Source organism: Mixta mediterraneensis (assembly GCF_014946725.1).
GTDB classification, from domain to species: domain Bacteria; phylum Pseudomonadota; class Gammaproteobacteria; order Enterobacterales; family Enterobacteriaceae; genus Pantoea; species Pantoea mediterraneensis.
On the sequence record NZ_JACFXY010000003.1, the window covers coordinates 361,642 to 387,661 of the forward strand.

General features: G+C 55.0%; 29 protein-coding genes and 4 pseudogenes. 19 read left to right on the plus strand and 14 right to left on the minus strand.

Annotated elements, in window-relative coordinates; all coding sequences use genetic code 11:
* Window position 1: 1 nt before the first annotated feature.
* The 6 genes from H2P46_RS08350 to H2P46_RS08375 are packed head-to-tail and all read right to left on the minus strand — an operon-like array spanning window position 2 to window position 5,001.
* Window positions 2-823: a phage head morphogenesis protein gene (locus H2P46_RS08350; RefSeq protein WP_193404657.1), complete on the minus strand. Its 822-nt coding sequence runs from the start codon at window positions 821-823 to the stop codon at window positions 2-4.
* Window positions 804-2,300, minus strand: a complete 1,497-nt coding sequence (locus H2P46_RS08355) for a DUF935 domain-containing protein (RefSeq protein ID WP_193404658.1) — start codon at window positions 2,298-2,300, stop codon at window positions 804-806. Before H2P46_RS08355 ends, H2P46_RS08350 begins: the two co-directional genes overlap by 20 nt.
* Window positions 2,300-3,823, minus strand: coding sequence for a hypothetical protein (locus H2P46_RS08360; protein WP_193404659.1), 1,524 nt, complete (start codon window positions 3,821-3,823; stop codon window positions 2,300-2,302). Before H2P46_RS08360 ends, H2P46_RS08355 begins: the two co-directional genes overlap by 1 nt.
* Window positions 3,820-4,365 carry a DUF3486 family protein gene (locus H2P46_RS08365; RefSeq protein WP_193404705.1) on the minus strand — a complete coding sequence of 182 codons (546 nt, stop codon included), beginning with the start codon at window positions 4,363-4,365 and terminating at the stop codon, window positions 3,820-3,822. Before H2P46_RS08365 ends, H2P46_RS08360 begins: the two co-directional genes overlap by 4 nt.
* The gene (locus H2P46_RS08370) at window positions 4,365-4,676 is read right to left on the minus strand and encodes a hypothetical protein (RefSeq protein ID WP_097760436.1); all 312 of its coding nucleotides are present in this window, start codon (window positions 4,674-4,676) and stop codon (window positions 4,365-4,367) included. Before H2P46_RS08370 ends, H2P46_RS08365 begins: the two co-directional genes overlap by 1 nt.
* Window positions 4,669-5,001, minus strand: a complete 333-nt coding sequence (locus H2P46_RS08375) for a hypothetical protein (protein ID WP_000175096.1) — start codon at window positions 4,999-5,001, stop codon at window positions 4,669-4,671. The genes H2P46_RS08370 and H2P46_RS08375 overlap by 8 nt, the downstream gene beginning before the upstream one ends.
* Before the next feature lie 167 nt (window positions 5,002-5,168).
* On the opposite strand from H2P46_RS08375, the gene istA reads away from it, so the two are divergent.
* Together istA and istB are read left to right on the plus strand one after the other, a co-directional pair.
* Entirely contained in the window at window positions 5,169-6,197 is a 1,029-nt protein-coding gene (gene istA, locus H2P46_RS08380) for an IS21 family transposase (RefSeq protein WP_193404660.1), read from the plus strand.
* Window positions 6,194-6,982 (plus strand): IS21-like element helper ATPase IstB, encoded by a 789-nt coding sequence (istB, locus tag H2P46_RS08385; protein WP_193403211.1) that lies wholly within the window; start codon window positions 6,194-6,196, stop codon window positions 6,980-6,982. The genes istA and istB overlap by 4 nt, the downstream gene beginning before the upstream one ends.
* A 39-nt stretch (window positions 6,983-7,021) precedes the next feature.
* Here istB and H2P46_RS08390 read toward each other — a convergent pair whose 3' ends face one another.
* The 3 genes and pseudogenes from H2P46_RS08390 to H2P46_RS08400 all read right to left on the minus strand — a co-directional run bounded on the left by H2P46_RS08390 (window position 7,022) and on the right by H2P46_RS08400 (window position 8,680).
* Complete coding sequence (locus H2P46_RS08390; RefSeq protein WP_193404661.1) at window positions 7,022-7,615, minus strand: hypothetical protein; 594 nt, start codon at window positions 7,613-7,615, stop codon at window positions 7,022-7,024.
* Window positions 7,599-8,327: pseudogene (locus tag H2P46_RS08395) on the minus strand (transglycosylase SLT domain-containing protein). Before H2P46_RS08395 ends, H2P46_RS08390 begins: the two are co-directional and overlap by 17 nt.
* A gap of 2 nt (window positions 8,328-8,329) precedes the next feature.
* Window positions 8,330-8,680: a putative holin gene (locus H2P46_RS08400; protein ID WP_032438834.1), complete on the minus strand. Its 351-nt coding sequence runs from the start codon at window positions 8,678-8,680 to the stop codon at window positions 8,330-8,332.
* A 248-nt stretch (window positions 8,681-8,928) separates the two neighbouring features.
* Between H2P46_RS08400 and H2P46_RS08405 the strand changes: the two genes are divergently transcribed.
* Both H2P46_RS08405 and H2P46_RS08410 read left to right on the plus strand, forming a co-directional pair.
* A complete protein-coding gene (locus H2P46_RS08405) occupies window positions 8,929-9,693 on the plus strand; it encodes a DNA adenine methylase (protein ID WP_193404662.1) in 765 nt (254 codons plus the stop codon).
* A gap of 12 nt (window positions 9,694-9,705) precedes the next feature.
* The gene (locus H2P46_RS08410) at window positions 9,706-9,963 is read left to right on the plus strand and encodes a hypothetical protein (RefSeq protein WP_193404663.1); all 258 of its coding nucleotides are present in this window, start codon (window positions 9,706-9,708) and stop codon (window positions 9,961-9,963) included.
* 2 nt (window positions 9,964-9,965) lie between these two features.
* On the opposite strand, the gene H2P46_RS08415 is transcribed toward H2P46_RS08410, so the two are convergent.
* Both H2P46_RS08415 and H2P46_RS08420 read right to left on the minus strand, forming a co-directional pair.
* On the minus strand, window positions 9,966-10,904 hold the full coding sequence (locus H2P46_RS08415) for a hypothetical protein (RefSeq protein WP_193404664.1): 939 nt from the start codon (window positions 10,902-10,904) through the stop codon (window positions 9,966-9,968).
* A 123-nt stretch (window positions 10,905-11,027) separates the two neighbouring features.
* Entirely contained in the window at window positions 11,028-11,366 is a 339-nt protein-coding gene (locus H2P46_RS08420; protein WP_193404665.1) for a helix-turn-helix domain-containing protein, read from the minus strand.
* 100 nt (window positions 11,367-11,466) lie between these two features.
* Here H2P46_RS08420 and H2P46_RS08425 point away from each other — a divergent pair, with 100 nt between their 5' ends.
* The 14 genes and pseudogenes from H2P46_RS08425 to H2P46_RS08485 all read left to right on the plus strand — a co-directional run bounded on the left by H2P46_RS08425 (window position 11,467) and on the right by H2P46_RS08485 (window position 19,252).
* On the plus strand, window positions 11,467-11,655 hold the full coding sequence (locus H2P46_RS08425) for a DNA-binding protein (protein WP_032438825.1): 189 nt from the start codon (window positions 11,467-11,469) through the stop codon (window positions 11,653-11,655).
* A 52-nt stretch (window positions 11,656-11,707) separates the two neighbouring features.
* Window positions 11,708-12,013 carry a helix-turn-helix domain-containing protein gene (locus H2P46_RS08430; protein WP_020803508.1) on the plus strand — a complete coding sequence of 102 codons (306 nt, stop codon included), beginning with the start codon at window positions 11,708-11,710 and terminating at the stop codon, window positions 12,011-12,013.
* Window positions 12,014-12,022: 9 nt separating this feature from the next.
* Window positions 12,023-12,931, plus strand: a complete 909-nt coding sequence (locus tag H2P46_RS08435; protein WP_193404666.1) for a DUF3102 domain-containing protein — start codon at window positions 12,023-12,025, stop codon at window positions 12,929-12,931.
* A gap of 3 nt (window positions 12,932-12,934) precedes the next feature.
* Window positions 12,935-14,704: a DDE-type integrase/transposase/recombinase gene (locus tag H2P46_RS08440; RefSeq protein WP_193404667.1), complete on the plus strand. Its 1,770-nt coding sequence runs from the start codon at window positions 12,935-12,937 to the stop codon at window positions 14,702-14,704.
* 10 nt (window positions 14,705-14,714) lie between these two features.
* Window positions 14,715-15,881 (plus strand): ExeA family protein, encoded by a 1,167-nt coding sequence (locus H2P46_RS08445; RefSeq protein ID WP_193404668.1) that lies wholly within the window; start codon window positions 14,715-14,717, stop codon window positions 15,879-15,881.
* 2 nt (window positions 15,882-15,883) lie between these two features.
* Window positions 15,884-16,153: a hypothetical protein gene (locus H2P46_RS08450; protein ID WP_000835317.1), complete on the plus strand. Its 270-nt coding sequence runs from the start codon at window positions 15,884-15,886 to the stop codon at window positions 16,151-16,153.
* A 17-nt stretch (window positions 16,154-16,170) separates the two neighbouring features.
* Window positions 16,171-16,782: pseudogene (locus H2P46_RS08455) on the plus strand (DUF3164 family protein).
* A 79-nt stretch (window positions 16,783-16,861) separates the two neighbouring features.
* Window positions 16,862-17,050, plus strand: a complete 189-nt coding sequence (locus H2P46_RS08460; protein WP_055312239.1) for a hypothetical protein — start codon at window positions 16,862-16,864, stop codon at window positions 17,048-17,050.
* Window positions 17,047-17,343: a nucleoside triphosphate pyrophosphohydrolase family protein gene (locus tag H2P46_RS08465; RefSeq protein WP_001569383.1), complete on the plus strand. Its 297-nt coding sequence runs from the start codon at window positions 17,047-17,049 to the stop codon at window positions 17,341-17,343. The genes H2P46_RS08460 and H2P46_RS08465 overlap by 4 nt, the downstream gene beginning before the upstream one ends.
* Complete coding sequence (locus tag H2P46_RS08470; RefSeq protein WP_193404669.1) at window positions 17,330-18,019, plus strand: DUF2786 domain-containing protein; 690 nt, start codon at window positions 17,330-17,332, stop codon at window positions 18,017-18,019. The genes H2P46_RS08465 and H2P46_RS08470 overlap by 14 nt, the downstream gene beginning before the upstream one ends.
* Window positions 18,016-18,243 carry a hypothetical protein gene (locus tag H2P46_RS08475; protein ID WP_193404670.1) on the plus strand — a complete coding sequence of 76 codons (228 nt, stop codon included), beginning with the start codon at window positions 18,016-18,018 and terminating at the stop codon, window positions 18,241-18,243. The genes H2P46_RS08470 and H2P46_RS08475 overlap by 4 nt, the downstream gene beginning before the upstream one ends.
* Window positions 18,233-18,448 (plus strand): hypothetical protein, encoded by a 216-nt coding sequence (locus H2P46_RS22950; protein WP_024160642.1) that lies wholly within the window; start codon window positions 18,233-18,235, stop codon window positions 18,446-18,448. The genes H2P46_RS08475 and H2P46_RS22950 overlap by 11 nt, the downstream gene beginning before the upstream one ends.
* Window positions 18,438-18,866: a gp16 family protein gene (locus H2P46_RS08480; protein ID WP_238938962.1), complete on the plus strand. Its 429-nt coding sequence runs from the start codon at window positions 18,438-18,440 to the stop codon at window positions 18,864-18,866. The genes H2P46_RS22950 and H2P46_RS08480 overlap by 11 nt, the downstream gene beginning before the upstream one ends.
* Window positions 18,863-19,252: a Mor transcription activator family protein gene (locus tag H2P46_RS08485; protein WP_032637458.1), complete on the plus strand. Its 390-nt coding sequence runs from the start codon at window positions 18,863-18,865 to the stop codon at window positions 19,250-19,252. The genes H2P46_RS08480 and H2P46_RS08485 overlap by 4 nt, the downstream gene beginning before the upstream one ends.
* A 160-nt stretch (window positions 19,253-19,412) precedes the next feature.
* Here the strand turns inward: H2P46_RS08485 and ampH are convergent.
* The 3 genes and pseudogenes from ampH to tal form a co-directional block, all read right to left on the minus strand.
* Window positions 19,413-20,222 (minus strand): annotated as a pseudogene (gene ampH, locus H2P46_RS08490) (D-alanyl-D-alanine-carboxypeptidase/endopeptidase AmpH); the annotation flags it as partial.
* A gap of 150 nt (window positions 20,223-20,372) precedes the next feature.
* Window positions 20,373-22,373, minus strand: a complete 2,001-nt coding sequence (gene tkt / locus H2P46_RS08495; RefSeq protein WP_193404671.1) for a transketolase — start codon at window positions 22,371-22,373, stop codon at window positions 20,373-20,375.
* A 63-nt stretch (window positions 22,374-22,436) separates the two neighbouring features.
* Window positions 22,437-23,387: a transaldolase gene (tal, locus tag H2P46_RS08500; protein WP_193404672.1), complete on the minus strand. Its 951-nt coding sequence runs from the start codon at window positions 23,385-23,387 to the stop codon at window positions 22,437-22,439.
* A 349-nt stretch (window positions 23,388-23,736) separates the two neighbouring features.
* On the opposite strand from tal, the pseudogene maeB reads away from it, so the two are divergent.
* A pseudogene (maeB, locus tag H2P46_RS08505) lies at window positions 23,737-26,015 on the plus strand (NADP-dependent oxaloacetate-decarboxylating malate dehydrogenase).
* Window positions 26,016-26,020: the final 5 nt, after the last annotated feature.

Here is a 26,020-nt window from a genome sequence, read left to right on the forward strand (position 1 = left end):
GTTATCCTCTCAGTTCCTGCTGTGCCAGCGGTTGAAGCGTACCCTGATAGCGGGCAAGGTCGGGACGGTATGCAGCCCCCGGCGCATAAGACCAGCCGACGTCGGTGGCCACCTTCGTGGTGCCGGTATTGAAGGTGGCGACGTTCTGCATCTCGCCTGTTTTCTCTGAAACCAGCTTCAGCTCCCATCCCATGGCTGAGCCAGAACCTGACACCTTCAGGCCACGGGCACGCACATCCGCCGCGCTCAGGGCAATCACACCACAGCGGCAGCGCCAGCCGTTCGGTGGGTAGAACGCCTGCCAGAACGGGTCATCATAGCGCAGTACCAGACCATGCAGCGCCAGATGGCTCTTGCGGGTATGGCTGTCGTTGATGCCGGTATACATCCAGTACGGCCTGTCGTCGACGTTCTCCATCTGCTCAGCCCAGCGACCGGCGCTGTAGAGTACGGACATATTGGTGCGAAAGATGGTGTCGAGCCGCCACGAGCTGCCCTGCTGGATGGTGACCGGCTCGCCCGTTACCGGGTCGGTGGTGTCACGTGGCCCCCACCATCCCTTACGCTGCAGCTCCGGCTCCAGCTCCTGCCGGAACCAGCGGCCTGTTTTTCCTTCATCGACAGCCTGCTGCAGTGCCCCGCGAATATCTTCCAGGATATCAAGGCGGGTCACTTTGGCGACGGTAAAGGCGCGGGCATGGGCATCCTGCCACATCTCCTCCCAGTCCCACGTGAAGCTATACCCTTTGGACTTCAGGTAACTGATAGCCCGTTTGGGGGGCAACGTCATGCAGTACGCCAGTTCAGCCGTTGTCACGCTCATGCAGACGCCCCCAGACAGTTGCAACAAACATAATCCGTGCCAGCCGTTCCTGCAGGTCTTCAGCGTTCATCTGAGGGTACAGCTCGGCCAGTTCGCCCAGCAGCTCAGAAGGGTTGACGCCATCTTCAACCCGCTTAAACAGAGGAGCCAGTACGGGTTCCAGCGTGCCATTTAACGCGCCTCCGTTCATCAGAATATCCAGCGCGTCGTCCAGGGCCTGCTGTGCCTGAATATCGGCATCAATGGCCTCGGCAAATGACAGCGGCAGCATGTTCTTCTGGCGTTCTGACGGTGGTGCCTCGTCAATATCGCCGTCCTGCAGCTGGTACTCACGCTTAAAGTATTGCGGGGTGAAGACCACACCGGCGCGGCTGAGTTTCTCGTCGCGGGTTGCCTGGGTATCGTCGACCGTTCCCTGTTCCCACATCTTCCAGACGGGGCTGGCCACATCGCCAAAGTTCATTGATACCGCCATCCTGATGGCCTGATTCACCGCGCTTTCCACGATATCAGCGTCAGCGTCACGGATATCATCGGTAACCTCCAGTCCGACCTGCGCGGAGGCGCGGTTACTGTTGGCCTCGGTGGTCTGGTTCTGCCCCAGCAGGGCGATGGAGATTTCACTGCGGGCAAGCGTTATCAGGTTCTGATAAATATCGCTGCTGTCGGCCTTGCCTGCGGCCTCCTTAATTTCAATGGAGGAATCGTCAGGGATAGCGGCCACCGCGTCTTCCACCATTGCCTCCATGGAATCCAGCAGCAGGTCAATCTCGCCCTGGGCCGTCCCGCGCGGATGCTTGCCGATGACCCACGGTGAGCCGTACTTCTCGGCAAAACGCACCCAGAATTTCATGCCGCCTTTTTTGAAGGTCACGGGCCAGAAGCACATCGACAAATCAGGGAAGCCATACGGGTTGTCGTAGGTCGCATCCTGACGCGGTACCACGAACTTGTTCAGCGGTACCGGCTCGCCTTCCAGCCCGGCGTCCTTGGCGCGAAAGCGCAGCAGGTTGTCATTATCGAACTGGAACCACTCTGGCGGCTTGCCCACAATATCGGCAATGGCCCAGGATTTAACAGAACGCCCCCACATGACCTCACAGGGCTGATACCCGTAGAGAACGGCGTCGGTCATCTCGCCGATGATGCGGGACAAATCCAGATCATCGAGCATATCCCGGATGAAGCTGAATACCCGCGCCGGGGCATGACCGCGCTCAAGACCACGCACCAGCGACTTGACCGCCGCCTTACGCCTGCGGATGCAGCCGCCGACCAGCGGGTCGGTACGCAGCTCGCGATAGATGCGGATATCCCGGCCCTGAGATTTCAGAATGGGGTCAGGGTTAGGCAGGTACATCCCCAGCCCGAAGAAGTCGATGGAGCGGCTGCGCGAGGCGATCTGCTCCGTCAGCGTTTTATTGGGTTCGGCAAATTTGACGAACTCACTGGGTGAAACCCAGAGTCCACGGGCCATCAGTAATCCTCCAGCATACGGGCCGCCTGACGACGACGGCGTGAGCTTGCCTTCACCGGCCCTTTGTTAATTTCACGGCTGGCGAAGTACGCCAGCGTCAGCGCGATGGCTGAATCCCCGTGACGTTTGCCACTGTCAGACTTCGCTTTTGAGCGCTGTTCCGGCACGCGGGGAACGCCGTTTACCACCTGAACGGCCCGCAGATCATCCAGCGTGTCTTCATCCTTCGGTAAATCCACCAGGTTGCCATCTTCCAGCGCAGCCTTGACCGGCGGCATATGCTCGCGATACCAGTTTTCAGTTGGCATCACCTGCTTAACCCGGCTGGAGCCGTAGCGCTGCATGGCGTATTCGGCGAGGTAAGAGCCGTTACCACGGGCATCAAGCGCCGCGCCCATCAGGTTTGGCAGGCCATCCATCAGGTACCAGGCGATTTGCTCCTGCTGTTTGAACGGCACGTTACGCAGCTCCAGCACGAACGGCACGCGGCGAACCAGGTTCTTCTCCTGCAGCAGGGGATAGTCCACCGACAGGTCACCGCTGCGGCCAAAGTCGCGCCCCAGGAAAGAACGTGCGTCAGCAGGCAGCGCCTCCAGCAACGGTTTCAGATGTGTATCAAGCCACTCCTGCGTCTCGCTCCAGCGGACATCATCGGGCTTCAGCTCGTAACCCTCCGGGCAGGTCAGGCGCAACACCGGCGTGCCAGCCGACATACGGGACTCAATCAGGGCGCGGGACAGCCAGGCTCCGCCACCGTTGGCCGGAACACAGTCAAGCTCCTCCGATGCACCGGCACCGTAGAATTTGTATACCGATGCCATCCACGCCTGCTCGGACGCTTCCGACCATTCTTTCCCGGTACGCAGGCAGACGCGGTGGAACAGTCCCTCGGACACAGCCTCCTGAAAAGTAATGCGATGTACGCTGCCCCCCTGACGCCCGGCCCGGATATCACCGATAAGCGTATTGAACGGGTTATCGTCACCGTCATGGGTGGAAATAACGCGCACTTTACCGCCCCAGATAAGCATCGCCAGCGCCGCCTTCAGCAGTTCGTCCAGTTGCTCATGGAACGCCGCTTCGTCGATAACGATGATGCCCTGACGGCCACGCAGGTTAGACGGGCGACTTGAGAGCGCGACAACGCGGAAGCCGGAGTCAGGGAATTTGATGGTGTAGGTCTTGATGTGCTTGTCGTCTTCGTCCTCCTCCCAGAAACCCTCTTCGATTTCACTGGCGGCATAGTTGAATGCCCGCGCCCACATCGCACACGCCTGGATATATTCGACGGTCATGTCCTGGTTATAGGCGATGTAATACACGTTCATCCCGCCCGCAGGCGCTGAAGAGGCAGCGGTCAGCACATCATCGGACGCCTCAGCCCAGGTGATACCGGTACGGCGGCTCTTCTCAATCACCTTAAGCGGAGACGTGTCAGCCACCCAGCGCTGCTGGTAGGGCATCAGAACGGCGGGGATATCCAGCGCCGAGGTATCAGGCAAAACGGGAGCAAGCTGGCTCATGTGGCAACCCCCAGAATTTCACGGCGCAGCGCCTGTACTGCATCGGTTGACAGTCCACCCTTACGGGCAATTTTCTCGGCGTTGCTGACCGCCTGCTGCGCTCTGGCCCGGACTTCGGACTGGAACTTCTTGAGGTTGACGGACGCGCGGGACAGCGTGGCCACGTTCTTCGCCACCTTCGACAGCAGCGCCACCCGCTCTTTAGGGTCGACTTCGCCTTCTTCCGTCTCCTGCAGCTGGACAATACTCTCGAACAGCTCAGTCTGAATCAGGGCGATCACCGCCTCCGAACGCGCATCCTGATCGTCAGCCGCGCCCTCGGTCAGCATGCGTGCCGCTTCGGTGGCCGCACGGATAGCGCCATAGCGGCGCTCAATCTTCTGGCCATAGCGATGGATAGCTGATTTGCTGATGACGTAACCCTGCTCACGCAGCAGGGACTCCAGCTCGTTATACCCGCTGAAGCCGGATTCAGTCAGCGCCCGCTCAAGCCAGCGACGCACGTCTTCCGGCAGCTTTTCTATCGTGCTGCGTCTGGCCATCATTCACTCCAGTACTTTTCCGGGCGGGCGATACCGGGGCCGCATTCCACGGTGTATTCCACCAGGTCAACGCCGAGGCGGGTCAGGTCGGCAAACCAGTCGCCGGAGGGTTTTTTCTCCAGATCAACCATCTTGCGGTCAGCCAGATAATCCAGCTCACGGCGCAGCTCCAGCGGCGTGGTGTCCTGGTAGATGGCGCGGGACACGTCCAGCAGCAGCGTCTCGCTGGCGGTGTACGGGCGGGTTTTGTTCAGAGCAACCAGCAGACTCCAGCGCAGGGATTCCCGGCGCACGCGGGCGATATCAACCATGGTGACCTCCTGTATGACGGTACTGCTGTACCACTTCCAGTTTGTTGTAGAGTGCGTCCAGCTTGGCCTCGATGACCGTCTGGCCACGGATATAATCCTCGCGGCGGACGTAGTTCAGCGGTAAATCCGCCTTAAACCGCATAAATTCTTTTTCCAGCTCGCCCCAGTTGGAGGCGGACTGTTGCAGCGACTGCTCAAGGGAGGCGAACCGCGCCGCCTGACGCTCCTCCGCTTTACTGAACAGCCACTTGGCCATACCGCCGACAAAGCTCATGAAGGTGATGAGAAAGCCCACCACCGTCCAGAATTCAACCTGCAACGTCATTTCTGTAATCCTTCCCGTTCGTCCAGCAGTTGGTTTATCTGGCTGCGCCAGATGCGGCACTGCTTCGCGTTGTCGATGATGTTGTCGCTACCGATGTAAAACTGGCCCACCTGCCGATGTAAATCTGACCCACCTAGGGTAAAAATGGCAGTTTTAAGGCACTGCCAATGATGACATTGGAGACCAGAGTGGAGATTAGTGTTTTACACCGTCAGGGCATGTCGATACGCGCCATCGCGCGCCAGCTTTCATGCTCTCGTGAGACCGTTCGCAGATATATTCGTAGCCCGCTGCCCGTAGCGGATATGCGCTACAAGCCTCGCGCACCCAGACCCTGCAAGCTTGACCCGTTCAAGACCTATATCCTTGAGCGGGGGGCCGCGCCCAGGCCCCTCTGGGTCCCCGCCAGTGTGCTGCTGCGCGAGATCCGTCAGCGTGGTTACGAGGGTGGTTACAGCATGCTGACCGCTTTCCTGCACCCCATTAAGCAGCCCGTCACTGAAGAGGTAACACGCTTCGAGACCGAGCCTGGCTTTCAGATGCAAGTTGATTTCACCATCATCAGACTCGGTCATAACCCATTGCTGGCCTTTGTCGCCACGCTGGGCTGGAGCCGCGCGACTTTCGTCAAGTTTTACAGCAACCAGGACTCCGCTGCCTGGTGTGACGGCATTGAGTCTGCGCTCAGGTTCTTCGGCGGGACGCCGCATCAGCTGCTGTTCGACAACGCCAAGGCCATCATCATTGAGCGCGATGTCTACGGCCCCGGTAAGCATCGCTGGAACCCGCAGTTGATGCACGTCGCCGAGAAGTATGCCTTTACTCCCAAGGTCTGCCGACCCTATCGCGCCAAGACCAAGGGTAAGGTTGAGCGGTTTAACCATTACCTCAAGAACAGCTTTATCGTGCCTCTTACCGCGACCTTCCGGCAGGCCGGGCTGGTACTGGATGTACCTGCTGCCAACACACGCATCGGCGAGTGGCTGGTCACCGTCGCGAACACACGAGTGCATGGCACCACAGGCGTACCGCCTGAGCAGCGCATGCCGCGCGAGCGTGCTGCGCTATTGCCGTTACCGAAGGTCACGTTGGCATTGCCTGCACCTGTCCCAGCGCTCAGCCAGCGTCCGGTGCCGACCGAGAGCCTGCAACATCCTCTGGCAACGTACCAGGCCTTGCTCGAGGTGCCAGCATGAACCTTCAACATGATCGTATTGCCGCGCTCTGCGAGCAACTCAAGCTCGACCGCCTGCCGGCAGAGTGGCCGGGTGTGGCACAGGCGACCATCGACAACAGCGGCACGCATGCCGACTTCCTGGAAGCCGTTTTGCAGCTCCAGCATGATGGCCAGAACGAACGGCGTCGCCAGACCATTTTGCGGTTATCAGGCCTGCCGGTGATAAAAACACTGGAGCAGTTCGATTACGCCTATGCCAGTGGCGTTCCACGAAGTCAGATCCAGGAGTTGGCGGGTCTGACATTTATCGAACGTCAGGAGAACGTTGTCCTGCTCGGGCCTTCTGGCGTCGGCAAAACGCACCTGGCGACCGCCATTGGCTATAAGGCCGCGATGGCGGGTTTAAGCATTCGGTTCATTACCGCCGCCGACATGATGCTGCAACTGATGGCGTCACATCGTCAGGGTGACCTGAAGGGCTACCTGAACCGCGTCGTAGGTAAACCTAAGCTGTTGATCATCGACGAAGTGGGATATCTGCCGTTCGGTAAAATGGAGGCGAACCTGTTCTTCCAGGTAGTCGCTAAACGGTATGAGTCAGGCAGCGTGATCCTGACCAGCAACCTGCCGTTTACGCAGTGGTCCGGAACGTTTGGTGATGACGAGACACTGACGGCAGCGATGCTGGATCGGCTGCTTCACCATGCGCATATCGCCCAAATCAGCGGCCAAAGCTATCGACTGAAAGATAAGCTGAAAAGCGGTCAACTCCAGAAGAAAACGAAAGCAACAACGCTCGAATGATTCAAAGGGGGTGGGTCAGTTTTACTTTGGCAGGGTGGGTCAGAATTCGATCGGTATTGACATGATGTTGGCGAGGACGTCACGCTGGGTGACGCCTGAGTCGCGTAGCCAGGCGTCAGCGGCTTCAGGTTGCCCGGACGCTGCGCGAGTGCCGGTGCCAGCGGCGGCAGTTGTGTCTGAATGACCGGTGCCGACGGATGCGTTGTCATATCCGAGCGCGGCGTTGTACTGGCGTACGAAACCGCGAGTAAACACGCACTCAATGGGATGGCTCTTACCTTTTTCATCAATCCAGCGCTGTGTGACATCGTTAATTTGCCCCTGTAGTTGTTTGTTATGGCTCTCTAGCTGAGCAATCTGCTCAAGGTAACTGGCTTCGGCCTGATGCCCGGCGGCAACCTGCTCGTGATACCGTTTTGCCCAGGCCCGCAGCGCTGCGTTCTCAAGCGTCGTTTGTTCGGTTTTATAGGTATCAAACGCTGACTGCAGCCGACTGAGCGCTGCGTCACCGTCACGTTTTGCGTCCTCAGAACCGTCGTGATAGCCCCAGCGGTTCAGTCCATAAAGAGCAGCCACCAGAACAAGCGCCAGCACCATGCCGCGCCACGGCAATCTTTTAACCAGGTTCCACACAGCTGCTGCCTCCCCATGTGAGATAGCGCGGAGCCAGCTCCCGCAGGATACGCTGCGGGTAGTGGCGGTTCTCCCGCCAGTTGGCGGCGCTACGTCCGGCATTCACCGTCTCGACATGACCAAACCAGCGGGTGCTGTCCAGCCCCTGCTGCGAGGCCAGCCGCTTGTCCCGCTGTACCTAGCCCAGACCGCCGTTATAGCCCGACAGCGTCATGGCCATACGTTCGCAGCCGTTGGCGGCGCTGACACGCTGCCACAGCCAGCGGTCATAGCTGACCAGCGCCCGGATGGCCCACGCCGGATTAAACGGCTCGCGGCTGTTCAGCCCCGGCATCAGCTGGCTTATCCAGTCAGCGGTGGCGGGCATAAACTGCGCCAGCCCCTGAGCGCCAACCGGCGAGACCGCATCAGGTCGCCAGCCGCTTTCCTGATGCAGCTGTGCGGCGAAGTCAGCCACCGGCGCAGACAGTCCCCATTCAAGCCGGGCATTACGGATCACATCGTCGCGATACTGCAGCGCGGCCTGCGGTGGTTGGGCTGCGCGGGCCTGACTGAAGAAGCCGCCACACCAGAGCAGCCAGGCAATAACCAGGTTGCCAGCGAGCTGCCACCAGAAGCTGTATTTATCGTTGCGTGGCTCGCCATGCTTAATGGCGGTTACGCCCAGACCAAAGGCAAGCAGGATGATGAGGGTGATTTGAGGCCAGTTCATGATTACAGCCCCGTCGCTACGGCCAGACAGACTGCGGCAACAATCAGCGCACGGCGGATTAGCGCAGCGGAAAAGACCAGGTGAAGGCCAGTCTGGACGGGGAAGCGACCATCAGCCATCAGCCTGTCATCATGCTTCAGGTACTGACCGGGACGGGCTTTGGGGAAAAGCGAACGGTCAAGCCAGTAGCCCAGCACTGCTGCCAGCGTGATGAGTGACAGCTTGTAGACAACCACCGGAAGCTGCTGGGGCGATACCAGACCGATGGTACCGAGCAACAGCACTGCGGTCAGCAGCCAGCCGCTGAGACGTGGCTTTTTAACAGGGGGAATGAGTTTTTTCAGGTTTTTCATGGTGCGTCTCCTTGTGTAGTGGAGACAGCATCACAAATGGTCGGGGAAAGGGATTTTAAACAGCGTTAATAGTGAGGATGCGGACGTGAACCGCATGATGGCTTTGAAAGAACGACCAGCCCGGTGCTGTAACACCAGGCTGGTCATCAACCCACAGGTATGCACTGTGAGCCGACCAGGGTTCAGTCAGTCTCGCGAGACCTGACTAGCCTGCCATATTTTCATTGATTGCAAAAGGCTTACGGATAATGAAAGAACAATCTTTACCCATCGTCCCATGGATTGGCGGCAAACGTCGTCTGGCTAAACATATTCTGCCGCTGTTTCCGGCCCATACCTGCTATGTGGAGCCGTTCTGCGGGGCAGCTGCGCTCTATTTTCTCAAGACGCCCAGCAAGACCGAAGTCATTAACGATATCAACGGGGAACTGGTGAACCTCTATCGGGTGGTCAAGCATCATCTGGAAGAATTTATTCGCCAGTTTAAATGGGCGCTGGTCAGCCGTCAGATATACAAGTGGCTGCAGGATACGCCGGAAGAAACGCTCACTGACATTCAGCGGGCGGCCCGGTTCTACTACCTACAGAAACAGGCGTTTGGCGGCAAGGTGGCCGATCACTCGTTCGGAACCTCCACCACAAGTGCGCCGTGCTTTAACCTCCTGCGCATCGAAGAAGAACTGTCGATGGCACACCTGCGCCTGTCCAGAACGCTGATAGAGCATCTGGACTGGCACCAATGCATAGAGCGTTATGATCGCCCGCATACGCTGTTCTACTGTGATCCACCGTACTGGGGAACAGAGGGCTATGGCGTGGATTTTCCAATAGGGAACTATATCCACATGTCGGAACTGGCCCGGAGTATCAAAGGGAAAATGATTATATCGGTGAACGATATCCCAGAGATGAGGCAGGCTTTCAAAGGCCTCAACATCCAGACCGTTTGCATCAACTACAGCCTGTCGGGTAAGTCATCACCGCGCCAGGAACTTGTGATATGCAATTTCTGAAAGGAGAAACGCATGAGTTCAGCAACTAATAAACCCAAACACTCATACTTAATGGGAATAACCTGCGATGAGTATGAAACTGCAGCAAAAATCTACACACTTAGCGTCAATGCCGACAATCTGGCAGAGGCACTAAGAGAGATGCAGGCCGCGCTTGAGCAGGTGGAGAAAACGCCACGAATGCTCCCTGAAAATGAGCTGAAAGGAATACTCATTGGAGAGATAAGACTGACCATCAGCGCCAACCCCCAAAGCAGAAAGCCTTGCTAATGTTAGTTTATCGGGCAGCTCCAGCTAGTCTTGTCATCAGGTGTAAATATCATCAGACAGCCCGCTCTTGGAGGTTTATTGTCTGTCGTAGGGGGTAACACCTCCATTTTTTTCTCTACTGGTGGAGCTTGCCTGATTTCTTTTGCACAACTCACAGCGCTTTCATGATATGAGTCATATTGACGTTTAATTTGTTTTAAAGCGGAACCCGCTCGTTGGGGGTCATTTGAAGATAAATCTTTAAGTGAGCTAATTTGTGTAGACCACCATTGCTGAGCGTTAGCCCCCGCCATCCTGCAAGAGCCATAAGCTGGGAACATATCCCCCTCCATTACAAACTGCTTACCCTCACTCTCCAGTTGCCTGAACAATCTGGCGTAGTTAGGAAAATCATCTGGTTGCCAGTCTGTTTTTTGCTTAACCATCTGCACGATATCCCACATTTTTTTTAGATATGCGACACCAATATCTACACGTTGTTTGTCGTTTAACTTTGCAAAATCATACGGCATATAGGTTAATTCGTCGGCATTGAAATAGAACCAATAGTCGCTATCTAAATCCTGCACAACTCTATCTAGGGCAACGGATTTACAGGCTCTTTTAGGCACTTTTATAGCTGTACCTTCTTTATTGATCTCGATGAAGCAATTATTCCCCTGAGAGAGATAATCTGCGGGTATGTTTGCATTTTCGGGAACATGAAACACGATAGTGAGCCAATGATTTTGCTCAACGTGAATATTTTCGAACTGATCTGCGTACCGATTCAACCCTGGCAGTAGATTTTTGATAGCAGGCAACAGCTTGTTTACAGTCAAATCGTCCGTTTTTACATTGAATTCTACGGACGGAGTAGAAGGAGAATCCGATACACCATCTGATCCACTATCACAACCGACCAGCAATGACAGAGCTAAGACCAAAAACATCTTACGCATATATATCCTTATGTTGTCTGTTAGAACGTTCTAACCCTATTTATTCTTTTTGTAACTTAGCCTGCGAAAGGTAGCAAAATCGACCACATTATCTTTACTTTCAGCCCCTTTTTACCAGTGTGCTCAACTAGCAAACTTGCTGGGCTTTGGCTGAGTGAGGACTTTGCCGACCTCAAGAATAGCCCTCCGCTGTTCGGGACTCATGTCGTCGAACGCGTCCATCAACTCTTTCTTTTCTTGTGACTCGTAAGGTGCAACAACTGGTTGGCTCCTCGTCCCAGTAACTACATACAAAACATCCACGCCGATTTCTGATAGTGCAGATAACTGCACTGCAGTTGGGGAGGTGCGATCTTTCTCCCAATCTATGAAAGTTCTCTTCGCCACACCTATAGCGTCAGCTAACCCTTGCTGCGTAAGGGATAGACGTTCTCTTTCTTCTTTAATACGTAAACCGATCATGTGAGTATTTCTGCACTCTTAAAGTTGACTGGTGAGGAAATCTGCACCATAATCTATCACACATAAGGCAAACATCATTGCATGAACAAAGGAGACAACGATGACTGCAGAACAAGTCAAATCTCTCTTCCGCCAGCGCGGGGTCACTTTCACCCGCTGGGCTGAAGAAAACGGCTACAGCCGCAATGAGGTCTACCGTGTTCTTAACGGCTTCACCAAAGCTCGTTACGGCAAATCACACGAAATTGCCGTGAAGCTGGGTCTGAAACCAGATTCGAATGCGGCGTAACGTTTTAGCCCGTGTAACAGATTATCACATATCGCAAAAAGGGGAATGTGACATGAGTAAGGCAAATGTATCCAGTTCTGGCTCCCGCATTCTGCGCGTTCTTAAAGCACTGCGTGGCCACGCCCTGAACGGTGTTTCTAACGGTGAACTGGCATCGGCTCTGGGCGAGTCCCCGGCGAATATCAATCGGGCACTCAATACCCTTATCGAAGAGGGACTGGCCCTGAAACTGGATAACGGGCGCTTCGCCCCTGGAGTCCAGCTCTTACAAATCGCCATGGCGCACAGCACCGAGATGGCGCGGGCGCAGGATCGTATTAATGAAATCAACCAGCGTGTTATGGCTGGCAGTCGCTAAGGAGTTGAAATGGGACGCACAAAATCACAACCAGTTGAACTAATGGAAGATGCATCGGTAAGTGATGGCCTCAACGTTAGTCTTAATGCCATGACTGAACATCGCCTCGAAATCATGCAGCAGTTCGGTGATGGCCTGCCGTATGAACGTGATCGGATTATTCATGAGGCTCGCTTTTATATGGCGCAAAGTGCCGAGTCTATGCTCGAAGCCGGTAAGCGTTTGGTGATATTGAAAGAGAATGAGCCGCATGGGGAGTTTATTAACGTCCTCGAAAATGAGTTGGGCTTACCATACCGAACTTCCGTAAGAATGATGCAGGCTGCTACTAAATATTTATCTCCCACACTGAAATCAAATGTGCCAGCGCTGGCACATTTGGGCAAAACTAAACTGTTCGAATTAATAGCAGAGGACGACGAAGAGCTATCAGAGTTAGCCGAAGGCGGCACCATTGCAGGCTTAACCCTAGATGATATCGATCGCATGACCAGCCGCGAACTCCGGGCTGCATTACGCGAAGCCCGCGAAACCAACGCAGCACAACAGCGCGTGCTGGCCGACAAAAACGAAAAAATCGACTCGCTTTCCACCAAACTGGAGAAGAAATCCCGTATCCAGCCGCCCAAGCCTGACGAAGAGGTGAAGAAGCTGCGTGCGGAAGTTACAGCGTTAGCGGTTGAGGCGGAATCTGCCATCGCCGTTCGACTGTCCAGCGCCTTTGAGACCCTGTGCGCATACTGTGCTGAAAACATGATTGATACCCCCAGAGACTTTATGGCCGGTCTGGTCTGCCAGCTGGAAAGCACCGCGCGTAGCCTGCGCTCCACATTTGACCTGCCGGACGAGCCGACAGGCAACGCCGCCCCTTCATGGCTGACTGACCCGACGCCAGAGATTAACGGGCAGGAGGCATAACCCATGAGTGCCGCCCTGACTGAACGACTGGTTTATGTTGCCCGCGCGGCACGTGACGCGGGGCATGGCAAGCGCGGTGCGATATACGACGCCGCCTGCGCTGAACTGGGCATGTCCCGCGCCACCCTGCTGCGCAAACTGAAGGAGGTATCAGTGACTGACAAACGCAAAAAACGCGCCGATGCCGGGCGCAGCGCCCTGAGCCGCGACGAAGCCGCGCTGATATCTGCCACGCTACGCGAGGCCACCCGTAAGAACGGTAAGCGCCTGTATTCCATCGCGGATGCGGTGGAGACCCTGCGTTCAAACGGCTTTATCACTGCTGGCAGAACGGACGAGGCCACAGGCGAGTTTTTCCCGCTGTCCGAGGACACCATCAGCCGCGCCCTGCGTAACTATGGCCTGCACCCGGAACAGCTTGACGCACCGGCACCTTCATCCGAGATGGCCAGCCTGCATCCCAACCACGTCTGGGAGATTGATGCCTCACTTTGTACGCTTTACTACCTGAGCAACGGCCATAAAGGGCTGCAGGTGATGGACAGCGCTAAGTTCTACAAGAACAAGCCTGCCAACATCGCCCGCATCGCCAGTGACCGCGTGTGGAGTTATGAGATTACCGACCATACCAGTGGCTGGATTTACGTTGAGTACGTAATGGGCGCGGAGTCCGGTGAGAACCTCTGTTCTATTCTTATTAACGCCATGCAGGAACGCGGCGGCGCTGACGTGCTGCACGGTGTGCCGAAAATACTCTACCTCGACCCCGGCTCGGCGAACACCGCTGGCATGACGAAAAACATGTGCCGCTCGCTGGGCATCAATCTGATAGCGCACAAGCCGCATAACGCCCGCGCCACCGGGCAGGTGGAAAAGGCCCGTGACATTATCGAACGCAAACTGGAACCGGGTCTCAAATTCCAGCCGGTTCATAGCCTGAACGAACTGAACGCGCTGGCGGTGAAATGGCGCAGCCACTTTAACGCCACGGCGGTCCACAGCCGCCACGGTAAAACCCGCACGGATATCTGGCTGAAGATTACTGCTGACCAGCTGAAAAAAGCGCCATCCGTTGAGGTTTGCCGCGAACTGGCGGTGGCCGTACCGGAACTCCGCAAGGTCACATCAAAACTGCGTGTTTCGTTCCGGGGCGCTGAGTTTGATGTTTCGACAGTACCGGGCGTACTGGTCGGCGAAAAATTGATGATTACCCGTAACCCGTGGCGCAGCGATGTGGCACAGGTGGTGCTGACCGGCGAGGACGGTCACGAGACGTTCTTCCTGGTCGAGGAGGTCAGAAAGAACGAGTTCGGCTTTGCCGAAAGCGCGGTGGTATTTGGCGAAAGCTACAAAGCCCTGCCGGAGACCCCGGCGCAGACGGCTGCAAAAGAAATCGAAGAGCTGGTCACGGGCACCGATAACGCCGCCGATGCAGCTGCTGCACGCAAGGCGAAGGCGCTGCCGTTCGGCGGGCGACTTGACCCGTACAAACATATCGACGACACCACGCTTCCGGCCTATATGCCGAAGCGCGGTCAGGCTTCAGACGTGCGCGGGCCGCGTATTGAGCAGCGTCCGCTGACCCATGTGGAGGCCGCGAAAGCCCTGCGCGAGAAGTTTGGCGCTAACGGCCATATCTGGACGCCGGAACATTACCGCCAGTTAACGGCACAGTACCCGGATGGCGTACCGGAAGCCACGCTGGATGAGGTCATGGTCGCCCTGACCACTCCGGCCCGCAACAGCGTTATCAGCATCGTTAACGGTAACTGAGGAGGAAGGCATGCTGGTACTGAAGCAACAACTGAAAGAGGCCCGCATCCCGCAGGCGGTGGTGGCAAGAGCCGTCGCCGTTTCCGAGGCCACGCTGGCCCAGATTGTGAACCACAACGAGTGGCCACGCACCAGCACGGAGGAGGTGCGCCAGCGTCTGGCGTTATATCTGGAAAGTCAGGGAATTGATACAGCGAAGAGTTTTGATGCTGCACAGGGCGCTGTCACGCCCCGTACAGCGGGTACTACCGATAAAACCAACCTCAGCGAGGAAGAGAACATGTTACTCAAAAAGCAGGTGTTATTTCCAGCAACCAAAAAAGCGTTTGGCCTTTTCCGTGACCCGTTCGCCGATGAAGCCATGCAGGGCGCGGACGATGTGTTCACCACGCCGGATATCCGCTACGTGCGTGAGGCGCTGTTCCAGACCGCCCGCCACGGTGGCTTTCTGGCGGTTATCGGCGAGTCTGGCGCGGGTAAATCCACGCTGCGCCGCGACCTGATTGAACGCGTCAACCGCGAGAACGCGCCGGTGATTGTTATCGAGCCATACATCATTGCCATGGAAGACAACGACGTGAAGGGCAAAACACTGAAGGCGGCAGCTATCGCCGAGGCCATCATCAGCACCATCGCGCCGCTGGAGAGCATCAAACGCAGCCAGGACGCCCGTTTCCGCCAGTTGCACCGCGTCCTGAAGGACAGCAGCCAGGCGGGTTTCAGCCACGTTCTGGTGATTGAGGAGGCCCACAGTCTGCCCATCCCGACGCTGAAGCACCTCAAACGCTTCTTCGAACTGGAGTCCGGCTTCAAAAAGCTGCTGTCCATCGTGCTGATTGGCCAGCCTGAACTGGCGGACAAACTGTCCGAACGCAACATGGAAGTCCGTGAGGTCGTCCAGCGCTGTGAGGTGGTTGAACTGCTGCCGCTGGACAACAGCCTGGAAGAGTTTCTGACGTTCAAACTGCAACGCGCCGGTAAGCAGCTGGCCGACATCATGGACGCCAGCGCAGTGGAAGCCATCCGCGCCCGTCTGAGCAATCTGGGTAGTAGCCGTAAAAGCATGGTCAGCCTGCTGTATCCGCTGGCCGTCAGTAACCTGGTGATAGCCGCCATGAATCTGGCTGCTGAAATCGGGGTTCCGCAGGTCAACGCCGACGTCGTTAAAGGGGTTTAATCATGAAATCCATCGCCGATATCAACCAGCAGATGAACAAGGTGCAGTCCGCCATTATGGCGCTCAACGCCATGAACACCACCGTGCAGAGCGTCATGATTGCTGGCAGTAAGCCGGTTATCCGTATCGCCCGCAACGGGCACTGTGCCCGCCTGCTGGAGCAGGGCAAAGCGAGTTATACCCATGTTGGCCATGACGGCTCAGGGCGCTTTCGTCAGGGCGTCTTTGAGTTGCATGGCTGCCGTATTACCTGGTCAGAGTCGTTACATTAACCATAAGGTGAACAGAGATGAGCGAAGTAAATAAAGAAAACTACATGAAAGACCGCAAGGGGCGTCTGGTGCCGGTTGACCAGGTGTCTGACTATGACCTTGCGATGGACTCTTTCGTTAAAGAATAGGTTGCCGCCGCGAAGGTTAAACGCGATGAACTCAGTGACTTCAAGCGTCGTGCCTTTGACGAGTGCTATGCCTGGCTTGACCTTGTGGCCGAGAAGTACGGCAGAACGCGTGGCGGTGCCAAAGGCAACGTGACCTTCAGCAGCTTCGACGGTGCTCAGCAGATCACCATCCGCGTGCAGGAAACCCTGACCTTCGGGCCAGAGCTGCAGATTGCCAAAGACCTGATAGACGAGTGCGTCACCGAGTGGTCGGAAGGCGCAAATGCCAACCTGCGGGCCATCATCAGCGATGCTTTCCAGGTGGACAAAGAGGGCCAGCTTAATACCGGACGTATTCTTTCCCTGCGCCGCGTCAAGATTCAGGACGAGCGCTGGAACCGTGCTATGGAGGCCATATCGGAATCACTGCAGGTAGCAATGTCCAAAACCTATATTAATTTCCGGGAGAAAGATAAACACGGGAAGCTAATTAATATTCCGTTAGATATCGCTGCCATTTAATTTTAATTCAATTTCTTTTTTATTTCGGCGTCAGTGCCGTGGGCTTCTGCACGCCGAAAACAGCATGGAGGAATAAATCATGTCCATCAAATGTTCCAACTGTAAGAAAGGTATCACCACCCTGAAGTTCAGCGACGCCAGCGTCATTACCTCTGGCAAATACCATGTGCCAGCCGTCCTCATCACGCTGGTATGCCCTCACTGCAGCCAGCATTACTACACCGAAGTCCCGGCCATGGAGTTCATCCCCTGCGAGGCAAAAAAATGAAAGGCATGAAATTATATAACCGCTCCACTATATACAATCTGGCCCTGAAAACCTTTGGCCCTGAAGCACAGGCGCTGAAGCTGATGGAAGAAGCCGCCGAACTGGCCGCTGCTGCCGCCCGTAACATGAATGGGCTGGGTAATGAGGTTGACCTGGCTGGCGAACTGGCTGACGTTGAAATCATGATTGAACAGTTCCGCCTCAACGGGATGGGCCTGATGATTGACTTTCATAAGCAGAAAAAGCTGGAACGCCTTGCCGAACGTCTGGGGGTGACTTATGCCGCAGAATAATGAAAAGCAGCTGGAGAAATTAAAAAAGCTACTTGCGCTGGCTAAATCCGATAACCCCCATGAAGCGGCATTGGCCCTGCAACGCGCCCAGAAACTGATGCAGGCCTATAACATCACCCAGGCTGACCTCGCACTCAGTGATATTGATGAAAGCGTCAGTCACTACTGGGCTGCAGGTAGCGTTAATCCGCCGCGTTACATGCTGGGTCTGCTGGACATTATCCAGGTGGCATTTGGCGTTAAGTCTATTATTCACTCCGGCTTTAAACCCAGCGTTGGCTTTTACGGTAATAAAGACCGGGTTGAACTGGCCTCATATACATGGGAGGTACTGGCCAGACAATTAATCATGGCCCGTAAAAACTATATTCGACAGCAAAATAAAAGGATCAAAAACACGACCAAGACCAGCCGTGGTGACAAATTTGCCGAAGGCTGGGTTCTGGCCGTGCGCAGCGAGGTTCATTTATTTGCTATGTCCCGCGAAGAACGGGAGCTGGCAAGCCTCTGGCTTGAACAAAAATACCCTGACTCAGGCACAACTAGGGGCCGTGGGGCCGGGAAATCACGTGACGCAGACATGTCCCGCCACATCGGTTACAGAGAAGGGGAAAACGTCCGCCTGCATCAGCCCGTTGGCGGGCAGGAGCAGCATAAACTGAGGGCTGAAAGATGATGTTATCGCGTAAGAAGAAAGCACCGAACCCTTGCCGTACAGCTGCTAAATATCTTTTTGCTCGCGCCTTTTTTAAGAACGTAAAGCCCGGCATTCAAATTGGCGTTATTGCTGGACGAGAACAGGTTAAAAATTATATGTCAGGTGCATGGTGGAATAACGATCCGGTTACTACAGCCCGTAACATTCATATTAACTGGGGTGGTATTCATTATGATGGCTGAATCAATTGTATGTGCCCTGTTCTGGTATGGTCTCGTGGGGTGGTGTACTGCTGAACTGCACCGCCGTTCAGGGTTTTACTCACGTTACAGCGGTGCCGGACACTGGATCAGTTGGGCCGTTATGTTCCTGTGCTGGCCTGTCGCGCTTCCTTTATATGTCGACTATATCGGTGGCGCAGGTAAAAGGAGTGGCAATGATGACTAAGCAGCGTCTTATTCAACTCATTCATATTGCCCGCAGCGACCTCCAGATGGATGAGGACACCTACCGCCTGATGCTACAGGGGCTGACCGGCAAAGCCTCAACCAAAGGGATGGATACCCCACAGCTAAACCGCGTGCTGGAATCCATGAAAAAGAAAGGCTTTCGCATTAAGCCTGCCGGGAAAGCCAGGCCCGGCTTACCGCTCGACAGCCATCCGCAGTCAAAGAAAATCCGTGCGCTATGGCTTGAAATGGCTGCCGCAGGCATCATCCGTGACAGTTCAGAGCAGGCGCTGGCGCTGTGGGTTAAACGGGAAACGGGCATCAGCGCGTTACGCTGGCTCAGCAATGAGCAGGCAAGTAGCGTGATTGAGAAACTGAAGAAGTGGCAGCGCAGAGCTGCGGGAGTGAAGCAATGAGCGACCTGAATCAGTTTCGTAGTAAAGGGCCGGAACTGTTGGTGGAACTGGCACAGCATACCTCTGAGACCGTCCGCGAGATTATTGATATCGAACCCGCTGTTGCCGACCAGATTGGTCAGGCTGTCGCTAACCGCATGATGCAGGTCTGGGGCGGGCAAAACGTCTATTTTCCGATGGGCATGGTCTGGAAGGTCAGCCAGCGCGACCGGGAAATCTTCCTGGAGTTTGACGGGCGCAACCATCACGAACTGGCCCGCAAATTTGGTGTTTCACTACAGTGGGTTTACAGCGTGGTGAAGCGTGTCAGAAAAGAAGAATTGGATCGGATGCAGGGCAAACTGTTTGATGGCGAACCTGATACCGATACAGGGAAAAAGGAGTAATATCTGCAATCAGGCTGGCGCGAGTTCTGTTTTTTTCGGGCCGGTCTGATTTTCACATACTGTAAGGTTATTGCATATTCCATCCAGTCTCTTCCCATGTTGACCCAGTTCTTCCCATAATTATCTCACTTATTCCCTGTCATTTATCTCAAGTCTAATCAGCTGAGTTAAGAAACTGCTGCATCCAGCGGCTCATATCATCTGGGGTGGAGTAGACGCCGCCGCTGCCAATGGCCGCCAGCGTATTGTTACACGGGCTGGCCCCTTTCTCTGCCACCATCAGGCGTCCGCACTGTTCGGGCGACGGCGTAAAGGTTGTATCTTTCATGCCAAGCGGGCGCGTAATCAGCTGCTGGAACAGCGTCGGGTAGGGTTTACCTGCGGCGCGTGCCAGTGCATCGCCGAGCAAATCATAACCGAGGTTAGAATAGGACGCATCGGTACCCGGTGCGGTTTTCAGGGTGGCATGGGGCAGCCAATCCCAGCGTTCGCTGCGTGTTGGCCAGATAAACACCGGTCGGTGCGGTTTACCGCCCGGCTGCTCACGTGGCAGACCGCTGGTGTGGGTGGATAAATTGATCAGGCGAATAGGTTGACCATTGTAGCTGGGAACGCGAACGCCAGGCGGTGCATATTTGCTCAGCGGATCGTCAAGGTTAATCTGACCACGCTCGGCTAGTTTTACCATGATTTCGCTGGTCATTAACTTGCTCAGCGAGGCAATACGGATCAGGGAATCTTTTTGCGGACGCACGTTATTGCCCGGTCGGGTATCACCAAAACTGGTGAATACGCGCTGATTACCATCAATCGCCACCAGCGCCATCCCGGTTGCGCCGCTGCCGTAAAAGATATGCTCAGCGTAGCGATCCACAATTTGCGAAGCGAGTAACGGATCGGGCGCGACCTGCGCCATGCTTTTTAATGGAAGCAGAGAAACCATTAAGGCCAGTAAATAAGGTATGCGCATTTTCAACAGGCGTGGGTACGCTATCAGGATCAGAGGAAAACCTATAGTAATCAGTTTAGGCCGGACGGGAAGAGGGAAAAGCGGATTTTTTTCTGTTTCAGAAGATGAACTGAAATAGCCCTTCCCGACTGAGCGGGAAGGGCAAAAGCATTACACAGGCTTGAGTAATGCTTCAGCATGACTGACGATATTCTCGATTGTGAAGCCAAACTCGGTGAACAGTTTGCTGGCTGGCGCAGACTCACCAAAGGTGGTCATACCAACGATAGCCCCATCAAGGCCAACGTATTTAAACCAGTAATCTGCAATACCGGCTTCGACTGCCACACGCGCTTTCACCGTTGATGGAAGCACCGATTCGCGATAGGCCTTATCCTGAGCATCAAACAGATCGGTGGACAGCAGCGAGACTACGCGTACTTTATGGCCGCCGGTGGTCAGTTTTTCGGCTGCACCCAGCGTGATTTCTATCTCTGAACCGGTAGCGATGAGGATCAATTCCGGCGTGCCGTCACAATCCTTCAGCACATAACCGCCGCGCGCAATGTTTTCAACCTGTGCCTGGGTACGCTCCGGTTGTGCCAGATTTTGACGTGACAGGATCAGCGCGGTGGGGCCATGATGGCGTTCAACGGCCGCTTTCCACGCCACTGCGGTTTCCACCTGATCGCACGGACGCCAGACGCTCATATTGGGCGTCAGACGCAGACTGGCGAGTTGCTCAACCGGCTGGTGCGTTGGTCCATCTTCGCCCAAACCGATCGAATCATGGGTGTAAACCATAATGTGGCGCGCTTTCATCAACGCCGCCATACGCGCTGCATTACGTGCGTATTCCACAAACATCAGGAAGGTTGCGGTGTAAGGGACAAAGCCGCCGTGATGCGCAATGCCGTTGGCAATGGCAGTCATCCCGAATTCACGTACGCCGTAGTGAATGTAATTACCGGCCCAGTCTTCTTTAATCGATTTTGACCCTGACCAGATGGTGAGGTTGCTTGGCGCAAGGTCAGCGGAACCGCCGAGGAATTCCGGCAGCAGCTTGCCATAAACTTCCAGCGAGTTTTGCGACGCTTTACGGCTGGCAATTTTTTGCGGATTAGCCTGCAGATCAGCAATAAATTTCGCCGTATCGGCTTCCCAGGTCGATGGCATTTCGCCATTCATGCGACGCAGATATTCCTGTGCCAGTTCGGGATGTGCCTGCTTATAGGCTTCCAGTTTGGCGTTCCAGGCTTTTTCACGCTCGGCACCTGCGGCTTTAGCATCCCATTGCTGATAAATCTCTTTGGGGATTTCGAATGGCGGATAATTCCAGCCGAGCTGCTTACGCGTCAGCGCGATCTCTTCTTCGCCCAGCGCTGCGCCGTGCGCCTCTTCTTTACCGGCTTTATTCGGAGAACCAAAACCAATAACGGTGCGACAAATAATCAGCGACGGCTTATCCGTCACGCTTTGCGCTTCTTTAATCGCCTGGCTGATGGCTTCCGGGTCGTGCCCGTCAATATCACCAATTACGTGCCAGTTATAGGCTTCGAAGCGTTTATGGGTATCATCGGTAAACCAGCCTTCGGTTTCCCCATCAATGGAAATACCGTTGTGATCGTAAAATCCAATCAGTTTGCCAAGGCCCAGCGTACCTGCCAGCGAGCTGACTTCGTGCGAAATGCCTTCCATCAGACAGCCATCGCCCATAAAGACATAGGTGAAATGGTCGATGATTTCATGGTCGGGACGGTTAAACTGCGCGGCTAACGTGCGCTCAGCAATCGCTAAACCGACAGCATTGGCTAAACCCTGGCCCAGCGGCCCCGTCGTGGTTTCGACGCCGGGCGTGTAACCGATTTCCGGGTGGCCCGGCGTTTTTGAGTGTAACTGACGGAAGTTTTTCAACTCTTCCATAGGTAAATCGTAGCCGGTCAGATGCAACAGGCTATACAGCAGCATTGAGCCGTGGCCGTTAGAAAGAATAAAGCGGTCGCGATCAAGCCATGCGGGGTTGGTTGGATTATGGTGCAGAAAATCGCGCCATAACACTTCCGCGATGTCTGCCATGCCCATTGGTGCGCCGGGATGGCCTGAGTTTGCTTTCTGTACTGCATCCATACTTAATGCACGAATCGCGTTTGCCAACTCTCTGCGTGATGACATAGGGTTCTCCCTTGTTATGCCTGCGGACGAGAAAGCTCTCGTCCGAGAAGAATGTGATGAAAACTACAGACGAGCAGCGAGCACATCTTCCAGTTTCTGCTGATCAACCGCGAACTGGCGAATACCGTCAGACAGTTTTTCTACCGCCATCGGATCCTGGTTATGTTCCCAACGGAATTCGGCTTCAGACAGCGAGGAAGGCTGATGGAAGCCTTCGGTTGAGGGCTCCAGCTTGCGTTCAACGGGCGCATCGCTGTTTTGCAGCTCTTCCAGCAGGTTTGGCGAAATGGTCAGGCGATCACAGCCTGCCAGTGCGACGATTTGCTCTACCTTACGGAAGCTGGCTCCCATAATAATGGTGCTGTAGCGGTGCTTTTTGTAATAATCGTAGATGCGACGTACGGATTTCACTCCCGGATCTTCTTCAACTATATAGGGGTCCAGGGGCTTGCGGGTGTTGTACCAGTCGTAAATACGACCCACGAAAGGTGAAACCAGGAACACACCCGCTTCGGCGCAGGCCCGCGCCTGAGCGAAGGAGAACAGCAGCGTCAGGTTACAGTTAATGCCGTTTTTCTCCAGCTCTTCTGCCGCACGGATGCCCTCCCAGGTGGACGCCAGTTTGATCAGGATACGCGAGCGGTCAATACCGTTTTCTTCGTACAGCCGAACCAATTTCTCTGCTTTAGTGACACACATGCCACGATCGAAAGAAAGGCGAGCATCCACTTCGGTCGAAACACGGCCCGGTACGCTTTTCAGGATTTCCATACCAAGGTTAATCGCCACTTTGTCACTGGCATTGATGATTTGCGTCTCTTTACTGCCGCCTTGCTTTTTAGCATAGGCAATGGCGTCGTCAATCAGATGTTTGTAGGCGTCGAGACCGGAAGCTTTGAGAATGAGGGAAGGGTTGGTGGTGGCGTCTTCAGGATGATAATTACGAATGGATTCAATATCGCCACTGTCCGCCACCACGGTGGTGAACTGTTTTAAGGCTTCTAGCTGGTTCATCTCTAAACTCCTTGAAAAGAAATCATTAAAGCGAAAAGGGGGCACCTTTGGCTTCGCAGCCGTTCTGTTTCCGGTAACGCGGACCTATCACATTGCAACAGACACTTTCATATGAAAATGCGGTTTCTCTGATTGTTGCCATTGGGGAAGCGTGTGGCGTTGCCGTCTGCTATTAAACCGCCAGGTGCGCCTTTTTCCATCTTTAAGCATAGCAGCCTAAGCAAATGCCGCTGGCTGCACTGTAGCAATCTGTGCCGTTTGTAAAGGCGCTTCTTTGAGCACCTTCACCGTCTGGCCAGATATGGCTCCCTATACTGGAACAACTTTTCCTGACGATTAAGGATGCGAAATGGATGATCAACTGAAGCAAAGCGCGCTTGATTTTCATCAATATCCCACGCCCGGCAAGATTCAGGTTTCACCCACTAAACCGTTAGCGACGCAGCGCGATCTGGCGCTGGCCTATTCACCAGGCGTTGCAGCCCCATGCCTGGAGATAGCTCAGGATCCGCAGGCTGCGCATAAATATACCGCGCGTAGCAATCTGGTGGCGGTAATCTCCAACGGCACGGCGGTGCTAGGGCTGGGTAACATTGGCGCGCTGGCGGGCAAACCGGTGATGGAAGGCAAAGGGGGGCTGTTTAAGAAATTTGCCGGCATTGATGTCTTTGACATCGAAATTGATGAGCGGGAACCTGACAAGCTGATTGAGATCGTTGCCGCTCTGGAACCGACATTTGGCGGTATCAATCTGGAGGATATTAAAGCCCCCGAATGTTTTTATATTGAGCAGCAACTGCGCAAACGGATGAAAATCCCCGTTTTTCACGACGATCAGCACGGTACGGCAATCATCTGTACCGCCGCCGTTTTAAACGGCTTACGCATTGTCAAAAAAGCGATTTCTGACGTGCGGCTGGTTGTGTCCGGCGCAGGTGCATCCGCTATCGCCTGCATGAATTTGCTGGTGGCACTGGGGCTGGAGAAGCACAACATGGTGGTTTGCGATTCCAAAGGTGTTATCTACCAGGGACGCGATGAAAATATGGTGCCGACCAAAGCCGATTACGCGACAGAAGATACCGGCAAGCGCAAGCTGGAAGAGGTGATTGCGGGTGCGGATATTTTCCTTGGCTGTTCGGGTCCGGGCGTACTGACGCCAGACATGGTTGAAAAGATGGCGAAAGACCCGCTGATTCTGGCGCTGGCTAACCCCGAGCCGGAAATCATGCCGCCGCTGGCGAAAGCCGTGCGTCCCGACGCGATTATCTGTACTGGCCGCTCTGACTTTCCTAATCAGGTCAATAATGTATTGTGTTTTCCGTTTATTTTTCGCGGCGCGCTGGATGTGGGCGCGACAGCCATTAATGAAGAGATGAAGCTGGCGGCGGTGCATGCCATTGCGGCGCTGGCGCAGGCCGAACAGAGCGATGTGGTGGCATCAGCTTATGACGATCAGGACCTGAGTTTTGGTCCGGAATATCTGATCCCAAAACCTTTTGACCCGCGTTTGATCGTGCAAATTGCCCCGGCCGTTGCCAAAGCAGCAATGGATTCGGGTGTGGCTACCCGGCCCATTGAAGACTTCGATGGGTATCGCGAGCACCTCACGGAATTCGTCTATAAAACCAATCTTTTTATGAAGCCGATTTTTTCTCAGGCACGCAAGGCGCCGAAGCGCGTGGTCATGGCGGAAGGCGAAGAGGTTCGTGTGTTGCACGCTACGCAGGAGCTGGTCTCGCTGGGGCTGGCGAAACCGATTTTGATTGGGCGCCCTAATGTTATTGCTATGCGTTTACAAAAGCAGGATTTGAAGATTGAGGCAGGGAAAGATTTTGAGATAGTGAACAACGAATCCGATCCACGCTTCAAAGCGTACTGGAATGAATATTACCAGATGATGAAGCGGCGCGGCGTATCGCCGGAGCAGGCGCAGCGTGCCGTGATCGGCAATCCGACCTTAATTGGGGCCATTATGGTTCATCGTGGCGAAGCTGATGCGCTGATTTGCGGCACCATTGGCGAATACCGTGAGCATTATGAAGTGATCGAAAAGGTATTTGGTTTTCGTGATGACGTGAAAGTGGCAGGCGCGATGAACGCGTTACTGCTGCCGAGCGGCAATACCTTTATTACGGATACCTATGTGAATGAAGATCCGACGCCGGAGCAGCTCACCGATATTACTTTGATGGCGGCAGAAACCGTGCGGCGCTTCGCATTGAGCCGCGCGTGGCGTTGCTGTCACACTCCAGTTTTGGCACCTCGGATGCGCCAGGGGCACGCAAAATGCGTGATGCGCTGGCACTGATCAGGCAGCGCGCGCCGGAGCTGGAAATAGACGGAGAAATGCACGGCGATGCGGCTTTGATCGAAAGTATCCGCCGCGATGTCATGCCGGACAGCCCGCTGAAAGGCACCGCAAACGTGCTGATCATGCCTAACGTCGAAGCGGCACGCATTAGTTACAATCTGCTACGCGTATCGTGTACAGAAGGGGTAACGGTCGGGCCAGTATTGATGGGGATTACCAAACCGGTGCATATACTGACCCGCATCGCCTCGGTGCGACGCATCGTCAATATGGTGGCTCTGGCCGTGGTTGAAGCCCAAACCCAGCCTTTATGATCGCC

What these genes read in the sequence shown, in the direction of transcription:
- tkt (WP_193404671.1), bottom strand. Translation starts at nt 22,373, where the DNA reads ATGTCATCACGCAGAGAGTTGGCAAACGCGATTCGTGCATTAAGTATG.
- H2P46_RS08475 (WP_193404670.1), top strand. Translation starts at nt 18,016, where the DNA reads ATGATGTTATCGCGTAAGAAGAAAGCACCGAACCCTTGCCGTACAGCT.
- H2P46_RS08425 (WP_032438825.1), top strand. Translation starts at nt 11,467, where the DNA reads ATGACTGCAGAACAAGTCAAATCTCTCTTCCGCCAGCGCGGGGTCACT.
- H2P46_RS08465 (WP_001569383.1), top strand. Translation starts at nt 17,047, where the DNA reads ATGAAAGGCATGAAATTATATAACCGCTCCACTATATACAATCTGGCC.
- H2P46_RS08355 (WP_193404658.1), bottom strand. Translation starts at nt 2,300, where the DNA reads ATGGCCCGTGGACTCTGGGTTTCACCCAGTGAGTTCGTCAAATTTGCC.
- H2P46_RS08430 (WP_020803508.1), top strand. Translation starts at nt 11,708, where the DNA reads ATGAGTAAGGCAAATGTATCCAGTTCTGGCTCCCGCATTCTGCGCGTT.
- H2P46_RS08405 (WP_193404662.1), top strand. Translation starts at nt 8,929, where the DNA reads ATGAAAGAACAATCTTTACCCATCGTCCCATGGATTGGCGGCAAACGT.
- H2P46_RS08410 (WP_193404663.1), top strand. Translation starts at nt 9,706, where the DNA reads ATGAGTTCAGCAACTAATAAACCCAAACACTCATACTTAATGGGAATA.
- H2P46_RS08480 (WP_238938962.1), top strand. Translation starts at nt 18,438, where the DNA reads ATGATGACTAAGCAGCGTCTTATTCAACTCATTCATATTGCCCGCAGC.
- H2P46_RS08360 (WP_193404659.1), bottom strand. Translation starts at nt 3,823, where the DNA reads ATGAGCCAGCTTGCTCCCGTTTTGCCTGATACCTCGGCGCTGGATATC.
- H2P46_RS08435 (WP_193404666.1), top strand. Translation starts at nt 12,023, where the DNA reads ATGGGACGCACAAAATCACAACCAGTTGAACTAATGGAAGATGCATCG.
- istA (WP_193404660.1), top strand. Translation starts at nt 5,169, where the DNA reads ATGATGACATTGGAGACCAGAGTGGAGATTAGTGTTTTACACCGTCAG.
- H2P46_RS08365 (WP_193404705.1), bottom strand. Translation starts at nt 4,365, where the DNA reads ATGGCCAGACGCAGCACGATAGAAAAGCTGCCGGAAGACGTGCGTCGC.
- H2P46_RS08400 (WP_032438834.1), bottom strand. Translation starts at nt 8,680, where the DNA reads ATGAAAAACCTGAAAAAACTCATTCCCCCTGTTAAAAAGCCACGTCTC.
- H2P46_RS08350 (WP_193404657.1), bottom strand. Translation starts at nt 823, where the DNA reads ATGAGCGTGACAACGGCTGAACTGGCGTACTGCATGACGTTGCCCCCC.
- H2P46_RS08440 (WP_193404667.1), top strand. Translation starts at nt 12,935, where the DNA reads ATGAGTGCCGCCCTGACTGAACGACTGGTTTATGTTGCCCGCGCGGCA.
- H2P46_RS08370 (WP_097760436.1), bottom strand. Translation starts at nt 4,676, where the DNA reads ATGGTTGATATCGCCCGCGTGCGCCGGGAATCCCTGCGCTGGAGTCTG.
- H2P46_RS08470 (WP_193404669.1), top strand. Translation starts at nt 17,330, where the DNA reads ATGCCGCAGAATAATGAAAAGCAGCTGGAGAAATTAAAAAAGCTACTT.
- istB (WP_193403211.1), top strand. Translation starts at nt 6,194, where the DNA reads ATGAACCTTCAACATGATCGTATTGCCGCGCTCTGCGAGCAACTCAAG.
- H2P46_RS22950 (WP_024160642.1), top strand. Translation starts at nt 18,233, where the DNA reads ATGATGGCTGAATCAATTGTATGTGCCCTGTTCTGGTATGGTCTCGTG.
- H2P46_RS08450 (WP_000835317.1), top strand. Translation starts at nt 15,884, where the DNA reads ATGAAATCCATCGCCGATATCAACCAGCAGATGAACAAGGTGCAGTCC.
- H2P46_RS08375 (WP_000175096.1), bottom strand. Translation starts at nt 5,001, where the DNA reads ATGACGTTGCAGGTTGAATTCTGGACGGTGGTGGGCTTTCTCATCACC.
- H2P46_RS08415 (WP_193404664.1), bottom strand. Translation starts at nt 10,904, where the DNA reads ATGCGTAAGATGTTTTTGGTCTTAGCTCTGTCATTGCTGGTCGGTTGT.
- H2P46_RS08485 (WP_032637458.1), top strand. Translation starts at nt 18,863, where the DNA reads ATGAGCGACCTGAATCAGTTTCGTAGTAAAGGGCCGGAACTGTTGGTG.
- H2P46_RS08420 (WP_193404665.1), bottom strand. Translation starts at nt 11,366, where the DNA reads ATGATCGGTTTACGTATTAAAGAAGAAAGAGAACGTCTATCCCTTACG.
- H2P46_RS08445 (WP_193404668.1), top strand. Translation starts at nt 14,715, where the DNA reads ATGCTGGTACTGAAGCAACAACTGAAAGAGGCCCGCATCCCGCAGGCG.
- H2P46_RS08460 (WP_055312239.1), top strand. Translation starts at nt 16,862, where the DNA reads ATGTCCATCAAATGTTCCAACTGTAAGAAAGGTATCACCACCCTGAAG.
- tal (WP_193404672.1), bottom strand. Translation starts at nt 23,387, where the DNA reads ATGAACCAGCTAGAAGCCTTAAAACAGTTCACCACCGTGGTGGCGGAC.